At 71.4% G+C, this 14,553-nt stretch carries 10 protein-coding genes and 1 pseudogene; 4 read left to right on the top strand and 7 right to left on the bottom strand.

What is annotated here, in order from left to right:
* Positions 1-81: 81 nt before the first annotated feature.
* Complete coding sequence (locus ACZ6ZP_RS10550) at positions 82-843, top strand: enoyl-CoA hydratase/isomerase family protein (RefSeq protein ID WP_469406364.1); 762 nt, start codon at positions 82-84, stop codon at positions 841-843.
* Here the strand turns inward: ACZ6ZP_RS10550 and ACZ6ZP_RS10545 are convergent.
* Together ACZ6ZP_RS10545 and ACZ6ZP_RS10540 are read right to left on the bottom strand one after the other, a co-directional pair.
* A complete protein-coding gene (locus ACZ6ZP_RS10545; protein WP_361461416.1) occupies positions 833-1,465 on the bottom strand; it encodes a DJ-1/PfpI family protein in 633 nt (210 codons plus the stop codon). The two genes, ACZ6ZP_RS10550 and ACZ6ZP_RS10545, sit on opposite strands and share 11 nt — an antisense overlap.
* 10 nt (positions 1,466-1,475) lie before the next feature.
* A complete protein-coding gene (locus ACZ6ZP_RS10540) occupies positions 1,476-2,468 on the bottom strand; it encodes a GlxA family transcriptional regulator (RefSeq protein WP_399973942.1) in 993 nt (330 codons plus the stop codon).
* A gap of 145 nt (positions 2,469-2,613) precedes the next feature.
* Here ACZ6ZP_RS10540 and ACZ6ZP_RS10535 point away from each other — a divergent pair, with 145 nt between their 5' ends.
* From ACZ6ZP_RS10535 to ACZ6ZP_RS10525, 3 genes and pseudogenes are all read left to right on the top strand, one after another.
* Positions 2,614-3,504, top strand: a complete 891-nt coding sequence (locus ACZ6ZP_RS10535; protein WP_351161165.1) for an SCO6745 family protein — start codon at positions 2,614-2,616, stop codon at positions 3,502-3,504.
* Between the two features lie 101 nt (positions 3,505-3,605).
* Positions 3,606-3,728, top strand: a pseudogene (locus ACZ6ZP_RS10530) (LPFR motif small protein); the annotation flags it as partial.
* A 120-nt stretch (positions 3,729-3,848) separates the two neighbouring features.
* Entirely contained in the window at positions 3,849-6,230 is a 2,382-nt protein-coding gene (locus ACZ6ZP_RS10525; RefSeq protein WP_469406362.1) for a Tex family protein, read from the top strand.
* A gap of 21 nt (positions 6,231-6,251) precedes the next feature.
* On the opposite strand, the gene ACZ6ZP_RS10520 is transcribed toward ACZ6ZP_RS10525, so the two are convergent.
* The 5 genes from ACZ6ZP_RS10520 to ACZ6ZP_RS10500 form a co-directional block, all read right to left on the bottom strand.
* Positions 6,252-7,895: an ABC-F family ATP-binding cassette domain-containing protein gene (locus ACZ6ZP_RS10520; RefSeq protein WP_469406361.1), complete on the bottom strand. Its 1,644-nt coding sequence runs from the start codon at positions 7,893-7,895 to the stop codon at positions 6,252-6,254.
* Positions 7,896-8,044: 149 nt separating this feature from the next.
* Positions 8,045-9,076, bottom strand: a complete 1,032-nt coding sequence (locus ACZ6ZP_RS10515) for an oxidoreductase (protein ID WP_361461428.1) — start codon at positions 9,074-9,076, stop codon at positions 8,045-8,047.
* A gap of 215 nt (positions 9,077-9,291) precedes the next feature.
* Positions 9,292-10,962, bottom strand: coding sequence for a BCCT family transporter (locus tag ACZ6ZP_RS10510; protein WP_351161688.1), 1,671 nt, complete (start codon positions 10,960-10,962; stop codon positions 9,292-9,294).
* A gap of 133 nt (positions 10,963-11,095) precedes the next feature.
* On the bottom strand, positions 11,096-12,394 hold the full coding sequence (locus tag ACZ6ZP_RS10505) for a M14 family metallopeptidase (protein ID WP_351161154.1): 1,299 nt from the start codon (positions 12,392-12,394) through the stop codon (positions 11,096-11,098).
* Entirely contained in the window at positions 12,391-14,355 is a 1,965-nt protein-coding gene (locus ACZ6ZP_RS10500) for a Xaa-Pro dipeptidyl-peptidase (RefSeq protein ID WP_469406359.1), read from the bottom strand. Before ACZ6ZP_RS10500 ends, ACZ6ZP_RS10505 begins: the two co-directional genes overlap by 4 nt.
* Positions 14,356-14,553 lie beyond the last annotated feature (198 nt).

Genomic DNA, 14,553 nt, shown 5'->3' with positions numbered 1-14,553 from the left:
CTGCTTCCCCCGGCTGCGCAGAGTTCTCAGGGCCACCCCTTCTTGATCGTACGTTCGAGCAGTGCGGATAGCATCCTGCGCATGGAGCCGCAGCTGAGGCAGGCCGTCACCCACGGCGTCGCCACCGTCGTCATCGACCATCCGGCCAAGCGCAACGCCATGACGGCGGACATGTGGCGACAGCTGCCGCCGCTGCTCGCGGGGCTCGCCGCCGACCCGGCCGTACGGACGGTCGTGCTGACCGGCGAGGGCGCGACCTTCTGCGCGGGGGCCGACATCTCTTCGCTGCGGGAGTCACCCGGCGAGGCGCAGGATCTGGCGGTGCGGGCCGAGGAGGCGCTCGCCGCCTTCCCCAAACCGACGCTCGCCGCGGTGCGCGGGCACTGCGTGGGCGGCGGCAGCCAGCTCGCGGCGGCCTGCGACCTGCGGTTCGCCGACGAGGGCGCCCTGTTCGGGATCACTCCGGCGAAGCTGGGCATCGTCTACCCCTCCTCGTCCACCCGGCGCCTGGTGTCGCTCGTGGGGCCCGCCACCGCCAAGTACCTGCTGTTCTCGGGTGAGTTGATCGACGCCGGGCGCGCGCTGCACACCGGTCTGGTGGACGAGGTGCTGCCCGCGGGCGAACTCGACAAGCGGGTCGCGGAGTTCACCAAGGTCCTCGCCGCGCGCTCGCAGCTGACGCAGGCCGCGGCCAAGGAGTTCGCGGCGGGGCACACGGACCGGGACGCGTACTGGACCGGGCAGGCGCGCGCCGGAGGCGACACCGCCGAGGGGGTCGCCGCCTTCCTGGAGCGCCGCGAGCCGCGTTTCACCTGGACTCCCGGCGGCGCCGCTACTGACTGAAGCGGCTCCCGGCGCGGAACTTCTCCACCAGGTGCGCGGGGGCCTTCTGCGGGGACCCGGCGTCGTAGGGCGGCTGCGGGTCGTACTCCGTCAGGAGCTGCACGGTCTGGGCCTGCTCCTCGCCCGCGATCCGGCCGATGAGCGCGAGCCCCATGTCGATGCCGGAGGAGACCCCGGCCGCCGTGACGTACTTGCCGTCGAAGACCACCCGCTCCCCCGTCGGCTCGACGCCGAACCGCTCCAGCTCCGCGAGGGCCAGCCAGTGCGAGGTGGCCCGGCGGCCCTTCAGGAGCCCGGCGGCGGCCAGCAGGAGCGAGCCGGTGCACACGGACGTCGTCCAGGTGCTGGTGGCGTCGGCGGAGCGCAGCCAGCCCAGGAGCGCCTCGTTCGCCATGTTGTCGCTCTGCCCCGGGCCGCCGGGGACGACGAGGATGTCGGGGTCCGGTACGTCGGCGAAGGCGCGGTCGGCGACGAGCGCGAGGGAGCCGCTGTCGTTGCGCACCGGGCCGGGGCGCTGCGCCACGAAGACGGTCTCGGCGCCGGGCATGCGGCTGAGGGTCTCGTACGGACCGACCGCGTCCAGGGAGGTGAACCGTTCGAACAGGGCGATGGCGATCTGCATGGAGGGCTGCCTATCCGTTGAGGGCGGGTGCCTGCTGAGGGGCGAGAGGGGCGTGGAAGCGCCGCCGGTACTCGGCGGGCGCCGCCCCGAGAGTCTTGACGAAGACCCGGCGCATGGCCTCGGGGGTGCCGTAGCCACAGGCGCGCGAGACCTCCTCGACCCCGTGGGAGGTCTCCTCCAGGAGGCGGCGCGCGTGCTCGACGCGGACGCGTTCGACGTACTTGCCCGGCGTCATCCCCGTCTCCGTCTGGAACGCGCGGGCGAAGTGCCGGGGCGAGAGCCGGGCGCGGGCGGCGAGCGACTCGACGCAGAGGTTCTCGGCCGGGTGTTCGGTGATCCACTGCTGGACCTCGCGCAGGGGCTCGCGCTGGGCGGTCTGCGCGGCGAGCTGGGCGCTGAACTGTGCCTGGTTCCCCGGACGCCGCAGGAAGACGACGAGATGGCGCGCGACGGTGAGCGCCTCCTCCCGGCCCAGGTCCTCCTCGACCAGGGCCAGGGCCAGGTCGATGCCGGCGGTCACGCCCGCGGACGTCGCGACATGGCCGTCGCGCACGAAGATCGGGTCGGGGTCGACCTCGATGGCGGGGTGGTCTCGGGCGAGCTCGGCGCAGTACGCCCAGTGGGTGGTCACCCGGCGGCCGTCCAGGAGGCCGGCCTCGGCGTACAGGATGGCGCCGGTGCAGACCGAGACCAGGCGCTGGGCGCGCGGGGCGTTCGTCCGCAGCCAGTCGATCAGGCGGGGGTCCGCCTCGCGGCTGCCGAGACCGCCCGGGGCGACCAGGGTGTGCGGCACGGGGGCATCGGCCAGGGAGGAGTCCGGTACGAGCGTGAGCCCGCTGGTCGTGCGCACGGGGGCGCCGTCCAGGGACGCGGTGCGGATGCGGTACGCCGACGTGTCGCCGCCGCGGCAGGCAGCGGCGCCCGCGAAGACCTCCACCGGCCCCGTGACGTCGAGGCTCTGGACCCCGTCGAAGAGGACGACCAGGACAGTTCGCTGCTCCATGCCCATGATTCTTGGCCCCGCGGGAGATGGCCGCAATGACGAATGGCCCACTTTTCCTGCCATGGGCGCATGCGGCGGCGGGGCGGTCCTGCCGTGGCCGTGCCCCGGGCTTCACCTCATACCAACCAGTCGGTAGCGTGCCTCCATGACTTCTCTCACGCCCCCATCCCCGGCCGCCGCGCTGCACCCGCGCGCGGGACGTCGATGCCACAACGTGCTCAACGCACTGCACTCGACGCACTACTTCTCGCCCGACGCGGGGCGCGAGCTGGCCGAGCTCGGGATCACCAACCCCCGGGCGGTCAATTTCGCCGTCCGCACGGCGGCGATGGGACCGGTCGGCGCCGGAGTGGTCACGGCGGCGTTCTACAACTACCGGCACGACCTCGTCGCCCAGCACGTGCCCGCCATCTGGCGCACCGCCTCCCCCGAGGACGTCCTGGCGGCGCGGCTGCGGGCCGTCGACACGACCCTGCGGCGCCTCCTCGGCGATGAGGCCCTCGCGTCCCCGGAGATGGCGGAGGCGGCCGGGCTCGCCCTGCGCGCCACCGAGGCCTGCTCCCGCTCGGCCCGCCCGCTCTACGCCGCCCACGCGGACCTGCCCGTCCCCGAGCAGCCGCACCTCGCGCTCTGGCACGCCGCGACGCTGCTGCGCGAGCACCGCGGCGACGGACACCTCACGGCTCTCCAGTACGCCGAACTCGACGGCCTGGAGGCCCTGGTGAGCCACACCGCGACCGGCAAGGGCATGACGCCGAAGTGGAACTTCACCACGCGCGGCTGGAACCAGGACGACTGGGACGCCGCCGTGCGGCGGCTGCACGCCCGCGGACTCCATGACGGCGGGACCGAGTTGACGCAGGCGGGCGTCGAGCTGCGCAAGGACGTCGAGGAGGCCACGGACCGCCTCGACCGGGCACCGTACGAGCACCTGGGCGCGGCGGGCGTCGAACGCCTGACGGAGCTGGGCACGGTGTTCGCCGGCGCGGCGCTCCAGGCGGGTGCGTTCCCGGCGGATCTGCTCGGCAAGGAGTAGCCACCCGCACGGCGCAGGCATGGACGGCGCCCCGCGAGGTACTCGTCCGTCTCCGGTCCCGCGCGCTTCGCGCCGGACCGGGCGACGAAAGGGGAAATCCCGTGTTCCGAGCGATCGCAGATGTCCTGCGCCAGATCGGCGCGGCACTCGCCACCGTGGTGACGCTGCCGTTCCGCGCCGTTGCCCGGCTCTTCGGCGGTGCCTCGAGCTCCACACGGCGATCGGGGCGCCGGTCGGGCGGCCGGACGCGCGGCCGAGCGGGGCGGGCACGCCGGGTCTGATCCCCCCGCTGTCGGCGCCACCTGCCACAATTGCCCCGCAACCCCAGTGAGAAGGCGGGAAACGTGGCACCTCTGCAGACGTCCACTCCAGCATCGATCGAAGGCAGGATCGCCGAAGAACTCGGCGTACGGGAGCGGCAGGTGAAGGCTGCCGTCGAGCTGCTCGACGGCGGCTCGACGGTGCCCTTCATCGCTCGCTACCGCAAGGAAGCGACCGAGATGCTCGACGACGCGCAGCTGCGCACGCTCGAGGAGCGGCTGCGTTATCTGCGGGAGCTCGAGGACCGGCGCACCGCGATCCTCGATTCGGTGCGCGAGCAGGGCAAGCTCACCGACGATCTTGAGGCGCAGATCCGCGCCGCCGACACCAAGGCGCGCCTCGAGGACATCTACCTGCCGTTCAAGCCGAAGCGCCGTACGAAGGCGCAGATCGCCCGTGAGGCAGGCCTTGAGCCGCTGGCCGACGGCCTGCTCGGCGATCCGTCGGTGGAGCCGCTCGCCGCGGCGGCGGCCTTCGTCGACGCCGACAAGGGCGTCGCCGACCCGCAGGCCGCCCTGGACGGCGCCCGCGCGATCCTCGCCGAGCGGTTCTCCGAGGACGCCGACCTGATCGGCGAGCTGCGCGAACGCATGTGGGTGCGCGGACGGCTCGCCGCGAAGGTCCGCGCGGGCAAGGAGGAGGCGGGCGCCAAGTTCGCCGACTACTTCGACTTCGCCGAGCCCTTCAAGGAGCTGCCCTCGCACCGCGTCCTGGCGATGCTGCGCGGCGAGAAGGAGGACGTGCTCGACCTCGTCCTCGAACCGGAGGAGGCCACGGAGGGCCCGTCCTCGTACGAGGGGATGGTCGCCCACCGCTTCGGCGTCGTCGACCGCGGTCGCCCCGGGGACAAGTGGCTTCAGGACACCGTGCGTTGGTCCTGGCGGACCCGCATCCTGGTGCACCTGGGCATCGACCTGCGCCTGCGGCTGCGCACCGCCGCCGAGGACGAGGCCGTGCGGGTCTTCGCGTCGAACCTGCGCGACCTGCTGCTCGCGGCGCCCGCGGGCACCCGCGCGACACTGGGGCTCGACCCCGGTTTCCGTACGGGCGTGAAGGTCGCCGTGGTCGACGCGACCGGCAAGGTCGTGGCGACGGACGTCATCAACCCCCACGTCCCGGCCAACAAGTGGGACCAGTCCCTTGCCACCCTCGCGAAGCTCGCCAAGGAGCACGCGGTCGACCTGATCGCGATCGGCAACGGCACGGCGTCGCGCGAGACGGACAAGCTCGCCGGTGAACTCATCACCAAGCACCCGGAGTTGAACCTCACCAAGGTGATGGTCTCCGAGGCGGGCGCCTCGGTGTACTCCGCCTCGGCCTTCGCCTCGCAGGAGCTGCCGGACATGGACGTGTCGCTGCGCGGCGCCGTGTCCATCGCCCGCCGCCTGCAGGACCCGCTCGCCGAGCTCGTGAAGATCGACCCGAAGTCCATCGGCGTCGGTCAGTACCAGCACGACCTCTCCGAGGTGAAGCTGTCGCGCTCGCTCGACACGGTCGTCGAGGACTGTGTGAACGGCGTCGGTGTGGACGTGAACACGGCGTCCGCCCCGCTGCTCGCCCGGGTCTCCGGCATCGGCGCCGGACTCGCCGAGAACATCGTGTCGCACCGCGACGCGAACGGCCCCTTCGCGTCGCGCAAGGGCCTCAAGGACGTGGCGCGCCTTGGCCCCAAGGCGTACGAACAGTGCGCGGGCTTCCTGCGCATCCGCGGCGGCGACGACCCGCTGGACGCCTCAAGCGTGCACCCCGAGGCGTATCCGGTGGTGCGCAAGATGGCCAAGAAGACGGGCGGCGAGGTCGCGTCGCTCATCGGCGACACGGCGACGCTGCGCTCGCTGCGTGCGGACGAGTTCGTGGACGAGTCCTTCGGCCTGCCCACCGTGAGCGACATCCTCAAGGAGCTGGAGAAGCCGGGGCGCGACCCGCGTCCCGCGTTCAAGACGGCGACCTTCAAGGACGGCGTCGAGAAGATCTCCGACCTGGCCTCCGGGATGGTCCTCGAAGGGGTCGTCACGAACGTGGCGGCGTTCGGCGCCTTCGTGGACATCGGCGTCCACCAGGACGGGCTCGTGCATGTCTCCGCGATGTCCAGGACGTTCGTCAAGGACCCGCGGGACGTGGTGAAGCCGGGCGACATCGTCAAGGTGAAGGTGATGGACGTCGACATTCCGCGCAAGCGGATCTCGCTGACGCTGCGCCTGGACGACGAGGCGGCGGCGGACACCGGCGAGGAGCGCCCCAAGCGCGGCGGGCGCCCCCCGCAGCAGCGGCAGCAGGGCGGCGGACAGCGCCCCCAGCGCCAGGGCGGCGGTCAGGGGAAGCGGCAGCAGGGCCCGCCGCCGGCCAATGACGCGATGGCGGACGCGCTGCGGCGGGCCGGGCTCCTGGACCCCAAGAGGCGCTGATCCGGCGGGGGTCGGCGGAGGTCAGGGCGACAGTTCGGTCACCTTGCCCTCCGTCACCTCCAGCCTTCGCGTGACCCGCACCGCGTCCAGCATCCTGCGGTCGTGCGTCACCAGGAGCAGCGTGCCCTCGTACGCGTCGAGGGCCGACTCCAGCTGCTCGATCGCCGGCAGGTCGAGGTGGTTCGTCGGCTCGTCCAGGACCAGGAGATTGACGCCCCGGCCCTGGAGCAGCGCGAGACCCGCCCGGGTGCGCTCGCCCGGGGAGAGCGTGGCCGCGGGGCGCAGGACGTGGGCCGCCTTCAGGCCGAACTTGGCGAGCAGCGTGCGCACTTCGGCCGGTTCGGTGTCGGGCACGGCCGCGCAGAACGCGTCCAGGAGCGACTCCGGTCCGTGGAACAGCGCGCGGGCCTGGTCCACCTCTCCGACGAGCACCCCTGAGCCGAGCGCCGCGTGGCCCGCGTCCGTGGGGATGCGGGTCAGCAGGGTGCCGAGGAGGGTCGACTTGCCCGCGCCGTTCGCGCCGGTGATCGCCACCCGGTCCGCCCAGTCGATCTGGAGCGTCACGGGCCCCAGGGTGAAGGCGCCGCGGCGCACCTCGGCCTCGCGCAGGGTGGCGACGACGCTGCCGGAGCGCGGCGCCGACGCGATCTCCATCTGCAGCTCCCACTCCTTGCGGGGCTCCTCCACGACGTCGAGCCGCTCGATCATGCGCTGTGTCTGGCGCGCCTTAGACGCCTGCTTCTCGCTGGCGTCGCTGCGGAAGTTGCGGCCGATCTTGTCGTTGTCGCCCGCCTTGCGACGGGCGTTCTTGACGCCCTTGTCCATCCAGGACCGCTGCATCTGGGAGCGGCCTTCGAGCGCGGCCTTCTTGTCGGCGTACTCGTCGAACTCGTCGCGGGCGTGGCGGCGCGCGACCTCGCGCTCCTCCAGATAGGCCTCGTAGCCGCCGCCGTAGAGGTGGATCTGCTGCTGGGCGAGGTCGAGTTCGAGGACCTTGGTGACGGTGCGGGTGAGGAACTCGCGGTCGTGGCTGACGACCACCGTCCCGGCGCGCAGTCCGCGTACGAAGCTCTCCAGGCGGTCCAGGCCCGCCAGGTCGAGGTCGTTGGTGGGCTCGTCCAGGAGGAACACGTCGTAGCGCGAGAGGAGCAGCGACGCGAGGCCCGCGCGGGCGGCCTGGCCGCCGGAGAGTGAGGTCATGGGCTGGTCGAGGCCGACGCCGAGGCCCAGAGAGGCGGCGACCTCCTCGGCCCGCTCGTCCAGGTCGGCGCCGCCGAGCGCGAGCCAGCGCTCCAGGCTGAGCGCGTACGCGTCGTCCGCGCCCGGGGTTCCGTCGACCAGGCCCTGGGTGGCCTCGTCCATGGTCCGCTGGGCCTCGTCGACGCCGGTGCGGCGGGCCAGGAAGCCGCGGATGGACTCGCCGGGGCGGCGGTCGGGCTCCTGCGGGAGGTGGCCCACGGACGCGCCGGGCGGGGAGAGGCGCAGTTCGCCGGTCTCCGGGGTGTCGAGGCCCGCGAGGAGGCGCAGGAGGGTCGACTTGCCGGCGCCGTTGGCGCCGACCAGGCCGATGACGTCGCCGGGGGCGACGACCAGTTCCAGGGCGGAGAAGAGGGAGCGGTCGCCGTGGCCGGCGGCGAGATTCTTGGCGACGAGGGTTGCGGTCATCAGGGGGTCGAGTTTAGGCGAGGTGCGGGCCGCTCGGTTTTTCCGGGTGGGCCCGCCGGACCCGGGCCCACGTCCAGGCCCGCAGCCCGCCGCACAGAAATGCGAGCCACGTCACACAGGAAGGAGCCTCGACGCCTCGGAGTTGCCGATCACCTCACTATCGGTGCCACCAGAACGCTGTCCGTCGTGCGCGCCACCACGAACGACTCCCCCTTCGTCGCCTTCGCGTCCAGCTCGACGCGGTGCTCCCCCGGCGCGAGGACACCGTCGAAGACCTCGTGGACCTGGGTGCGGGAGAGCAGGTCGAGGCGGTACGCGATGAGCTGGACCCGGCAGGTCGAGGTGATCTCGACGTCCGCCGCGCCGTCCGCCGCCCCGAGCCGCGTCAGGCGGCGCAGCTCCAACGGGCTGCGGTCCAGGGCGTGTTCTATCTGGGCGACCAGGAGCGGGATGATCGGGGCGAGCCCGTCGACGTACGCGACCTGGAGCCCCGCCCCCTCGAACGCCGCGCGCACCCCCGCGCGCGTCGCCGCCGGGACGGCCCGCCCGAAGACCACCGCCCCGTACGTCCGCAGCTCGTCCGGCGGCACGCCCGCCGCGTCCGCCGCGATCTCGGCGCCGACACCGATCGTGCGCAGCGCCGCCGCGAGCTTGGCGAGGACGGCGACACGGGCGCCGATCAGGAGCACCCTGCGGCGCGCCGCGGGTTCGCCGCGGGCCAGCAACTGCCCCAGCGCGTCCCGGTATGCGGCGCCCTCGAAGCGGAAGGGCCCTATGCCGTGGTAGCCGTTGCGTTCCATGTCGGCCCGCTCGGCCGTCTGCCAGGCGAAGTCCCGCCATATGTAGGCGTCGGTGCCGTCCGGTGCCCGCTCGATGACGGCCGTGACCGCCCCGCACTCCAGGCCTTCGCACTCGGGACAGCCGTAGATGACGTGCCGGTCGTCGCGCAGGGGGGCCTGCGCCTCCAGGAGGAGTCCGCGCACGTGGTGGGTGAAGATCGCCGGGGGGACGTCGGAGGCGAGTGGGGAGACGGCGTCGAGGTCGGAGAGCTGGAACAGCAGCGGGCGCCCGTTCACGATGAAGTCGACGAAATCCCGGTGGACTTGATAGTCACCGTTGGCGAGAACTCCACCGGCGCGCATGGCCGGTGCCAGACCGAAAGTCGCGTACTCGGCAGACATGGTGTGAGTATCCCCATCTGGGCGGTGATGTGAGCACGGCATCCCGCATTCCGCTGCGCTCCCGGGACAAACGGGGCGGATGACCGTGGTGTGCCCCCGATCGGCGTACGCATGGTCGATGGCGTACAAGGCGTTCCCCGGCTGGACGACGACGCGCAGGAGGCGGCAGCCTCGCGAACGAAGCGGCCGCCTCCTGAGAGCGGGGAGAAGAGAACTCAGACCTTCGTGGCCCCGCTCTCCTCGTCGTCGCCGTTGCCGTTGTCGCTCGGGCCGATGCGGATCTCGAAGTCACCGTCGTACTGCTCGTGGCCCGCGATCACGGCCTTCTCGACGGCGTCCGTGCCGTGCTCGCCCCGGACGATCAGCGGGTCGTGGCGCAGGTCCCTCATCAGCGCCACGCACATCCCGATCATCACGAGGGTGAAGGGCGCGGCCACCAGGATCGTCAGATTCTGCAGGCCCTGGAGGGCGTTGCCCGAACCGTCGCCGATGAGCAGCATGATCGCCGCCACGGCTCCCGTCACGACACCCCAGAAGACGACCACCAGCTTGCCGGGTTCGAGCGCGCCCTTCTGGGAGAGCGTGCCCATGACGATCGAGGCCGCGTCCGCACCCGAGACGAAGAAGATGCCCACGAGGATCATGACGAGCAGGCTCGTCACCGTGGCGATCGGGTACTCGTGCAGCAGGCCGAAGAGCTGGCCCTCGGGGGTCGACTCGCCGCCGAGACCGCCGGCCTCCTTGACCTTCATCGCCGATCCGCCGAAGACGGCGAACCAGATCAGGCTGACGGTGCTGGGCACCAGGATGACCCCGCCCACGAACTGCCGGATCGTGCGTCCCCGGCTGATCCTGGCGATGAACATGCCCACGAAGGGCGTCCAGGAGATCCACCAGGCCCAGTAGAAGACCGTCCAGCTGCCCAGCCAGTCCGACACGCCCTTGCCGCTCGACGCCTCGGTGCGCCCGATCAGCTGGGGCAGATCGCCGAGGTAGGAGCCGATCGAGGTCGGCACCAGGTCGAGGATGATGACGGTCGGGCCCGCGATGAAGACGAACACGACGAGCAGCAGCGCGAGCACCATATTGATGTTCGAGAGCCACTGCACGCCCTTCTCCACACCGGAGATGGCGGACGCCACGAAGGCCACCGTGAGAACGGCGATGATGGCGACGAGCAGACCGGTGGGGACGTCACTGCTCCAGTCGAGGACCTCGAAGCCGCTGCCGATCTGCAGGGCGCCCAGGCCCAGCGACGCGGCGGAGCCGAACAGCGTCGCGAAGATGGCGATGATGTCGATGACCCTGCCCCAGGCGCCGTTCGCGCGCTTCTCGCCGATGAGCGGCGTGAAGACGGCACTGATGGTCTGCCTGCGCTTGCGCCGGAAGGTGCTGTACGCGATGGCGAGACCCACGACCGCGTAGATCGCCCATGGATGGAGCGTCCAGTGGAAGAGGGTGGTGGACATCGCCGTTTCCATCTTCGCCGCGGAGTCGGCGGGATCGGTGCCCGGCGGGGGCGTGGTGAAGTGGGCGAGCGGCTCGCTCACGCCGTAGAACATCAGGCCGATGCCCATACCGGCGCTGAACATCATCGCGACCCAGGAGACGGTGCGGAACTCCGGGTCCTCGCCCTCCTCACCGAGGGTGATCTTTCCGTACCGGCTGACGGCGAGCCAGAGCGCGAAGACCACGAACCCGCTCGCCGCCAGCATGAAGGCCCAGCCACCGTTGTGGATCAGGCCGTTGAGCATCTTCGTGGAGACGCTCTCGAGCGAGTCCGTCGCGACGGCGCCCCAGACCACGAAGGCCAGGGTGAGCACGGCGGTCACACCGAAGACGATGCGGTCGGTCTGGGGATGGCTGCCGCCGTGCGCGGCATGCATGAGGTGCCCGTCCCCTCCCCCGTCGTCCGCTTTCTGTTGGTCCTGCGTCACAAGCACACCTCTCACGGTTTCGCATTCGTACAAACTCTGTGGCCCGCTACCCAGTACCACATGTGACGCACCTATCAATCACTCAACAGCGGGTGTCGGGCGAACCTGTGACCAGGTGGTAGGGCGCGCGCTCGTCGAGCAGCAACGGTACGAGAGATCGCGCGGATTGCCGCATCGGCACATAGGCGCCCGATCCGTCCCGTTTGACCGTGACGCCGTGCAGCGCCAGTTCGTCCTTGATGTCGCCGTACTGGGCGGCGTCGAGGCGGTAGCCGCAGGGCGGGTCCTGGATCACTTCGGACGGCTCGGCGGGGTCGTTGTCCGCGCCGCCGATGTAGACGGGCCCACGGTCACGGAAGCCTTCGACGCGGGCCGCGCCGGTGGCCGCCTCCAGCCGGCCGCGCCGCTCGTCGGCATAGGCGAACAGGCCGCCGAGGGCGGCCAGTTGCGACTTCACCCGGCGCCGGTTGTTCAGCGCCTCGTCCTTCTTCTCCGCGTCCGTGAGCGGGTCGACGCGGCTCTCGATGAGCAGACCCGCCGCGTGCTTGATGCCGGAGACGTTGCGCAGGATGCGCTCCTGGCCGTCGCCCGCCGTCTGCTTGATCGGGTCACCGGTCACGGGGTCGGTCCAGATTCCGTACGTCCCCGTCGTGTAGCCCGCCTTGTTGGCGGCGGGCCTGACATAGGCCTTGGACAGGGTCTGCGCCTCCTCGTGCACCGCCTCGTCGGTGTTGAGGTTGCGCGGCCACAGGTCGAACAGGTCCTTGTCGTAGTACTTCGGGGTCGCTCCGTACTCGTGCAGGTCGTAGATGGAGTCCGGCTGCCGGTCGCGGATGACGGCGGCCATGGCGCGGGCCTCCGCCGTCTGGAGGGATATGTGGTCGCGGTTGATGTCGACGCCGTCGGAGTTGCCGCGGGTGTCGGCCGCGCGGCCGTCCGGGTTGGCCGTCGGTACGACGAGGAGCGTGGTGCGCGAGAGGAACGTGCGGGTCTTCTTGTCCTTCGCGTACGCCAGGTCGCGGATCGTCGACAGACACGCGTCGCGGCCCGACGGCTCGTCGCCGTGCTGGCTGCAGATCAGCAACACCGTGTTCTTCGTGCGGCGTTCACCGATGCGGACCAGCTGGACGGGCCGGTCCTGCTTGGTGGTGCCGATGCGCGAGACGGAGACCCGGTCGGTCGCCTTGTCGACGGCGGCGAGGAGCTTCTGCTCCTCGGGCTGGCTGGTCCAGCGTGCGCCGTTGCTCTCCTCGAACCCGGTGCGGGGCGGGGTCGGCGTCGCCTGCGCGGGCGCCGTCAGGAGCGGTGCGGCGAGCGCGGCGGTGACGCAGGCGAGCGCCAGGGTGCGGATGCGGGGTGTGAGGCCGGTGCGGGGTCTCATGAAGTGCTGCCTCCCGGTACGGGGCGGAACGGACGCGGCGGGGCCACGCCGTCGAGACGGGATTCGCGGGGGACGACGCTCTCGGAGGAGGTGCGGAACGCGTCGGCGCCGCCGACCAGCGGGACCTTCGCCGACGTGCGGGACAGGTCGATGGCGAGCGTCGGGGTGTCGGCCGGCGGGTCGATGAGGTCCTTGTCGGTGCCCGCGACGATCAGCGCGAGGCGGTGGCCCTTGGGCACGACGTGGTCGCTCGCGGCCAGGTCGAGGGTGATGGTGTGCTTCTTGCCCGGCGTCAGGGGGCCGCCCTTGTGGGCGTCGGCCCAGTTGCCGAGGTCGGCCCAGCCGCGGCTGAAGACGGTGTAGTCGACGTCGGCGGTCTTCGCCTTCGTCTCCTTGAAGCAGGAGCTGTCGCCGCCGGTGCTCGCGCCCCAGCAGGTGCGTTCGGGAAGCGTGGTGATGCCCTCGCCGGCGCCCGCGTAGTCGCGGATGGTGTCGGGGCCGAGGTCGACGAGGACCGCGGAGAGGTGGGCGGTGCGGGTCGTCGGGGTCGCGGTGACGGTCACCTCGGAGGAGCCCGACAGACGCAGGTCACGGCCGAGGGGCTTGCTGATGAACCCGGCCTTCGAGGGGGTGGAGGTGTCGATCTGGGCGGCCCAGTCGGTCTCGCTCAGCTTCGGGTCGTCGGTGAAGGTCTCGCTGCCGGTGCCGGGGCGGGTGCCCAGGGTGCCGACGCCGGGGGAAGTCCCCTTGGCGGGGCGGAGCTTGACCGTGTCCGTGGCGCGCGGGGGCCAGACGCGGTCGGTGGTCCACCGGTCGGGGGCGCGCTCGATGTCGGCCATCGGCTCGCGGTCGATGCCGTTGTCGTAGCCGAGGAGTTCGTGGTCGAACCAGCGGTGCAGGGTGCGCACCCAGTCGCCGCGGCGGAAGTCGAAGGGGTCGACGTGGCCGGTCTGGCTCAGCCACACCTTGCGGTCGACGCCCTGGTCGGCGAGCGCGTCCCACCACTGGCCGAAGTGCTTCATCCGGACGTTCAGGTCCTGCATGCCGTGTACGGCGAAGACGCTGGCCCTGACCTTGTCCGCGTCCGGGGTGTGGTCGCGCTCGCTCCACAGCCGGGTCCAGTCGCCGGTGCGCGGCGCGCCGTCGACCAGTCGTTTCTGCACGGCACCGCAGCGGGCCCGCGCCTCGGGGCTCTCCACGTAGTCCGAGAGCCACTCGGGGCCGCTGTCGTAGAGGGGGGCGCCCTTGGCGAAGTAGTAGTCGTACCAGGAGGAGATCGCGCCGATCGGGACGATCGTCTTCAGGCCCTTGACGCCGGTGGCGGCCACGCCGTTGGCGATGGTGCCGTCGTAGCTCTTGCCGATCATGCCGGTGGCGCCGTTCGTCCAGGACGCCTTGGCGTTCTTGCCGCCGGTGCGGGTGGTGTAGCCGCGGGCCCGGCCGTTCAGCCAGTCGACGACGGCCTTGGCGGACTGGACGTCGGAGCGGCCCCCGACGTCCACGCAGCCGTCGGAGCGGTTCGTGCCCGCGAGGTCGACGGCGACGAATCCATAGCCGCGGGGCACGAAGTAGTTGTCGTAGTAGAGCGGGAACTGGACGGGGTTGCCGTCCGCGTCGTACGTCTTCTTCTGGCTCTCGTTGCCGCGCCCGCAGCAGGAGTAGTACGGGCTGGCATCCATGATCACGGGTATCTTGCGGCCCTGCTGGGCCGGTTCGCGGGGCCGGACGATGTCGACGGCGACCCGGTCGGTCTTCCCGTCGTCGTCACCGTCGATCCTCGTGTCGACCCAGACGGATTCGCGGATCGCGCTCTCGTACGAGTAGACGGGTTTGCTCTCGCGCGGGGCGCTCGGCGCCCCTTGCGCGGCACCCGGGGCCACGAGCGTGGCGAGGAGGGCGGCAAGGGCCGCCGTCAGCAGTGATCTCCAGATCAAGCGCGTGCGGCGCGCACGTATCGGCATGGCGCGGAAGGTACACCGGTCAACTCCCGCGCGACAGAGGGCGGTACGCGCCGATGACAGCCTCATGGGGCGTTTTGGCACATGTCGGCCGAATGGCGATCGTGTGACAGTGGCGACCATGGACATGACGCGTGACCACCGGGCTCAATAGGGTCGGACGCGTCTACCGAAGTGCCCCTACGACTTGTACGACTTGGA

Source organism: Streptomyces sp. NPDC054047, assembly GCF_055585065.1.
The sequence above is the reverse complement of the archived record's forward strand: the minus strand, read 5'-3'. Positions and strand labels throughout refer to the sequence as shown.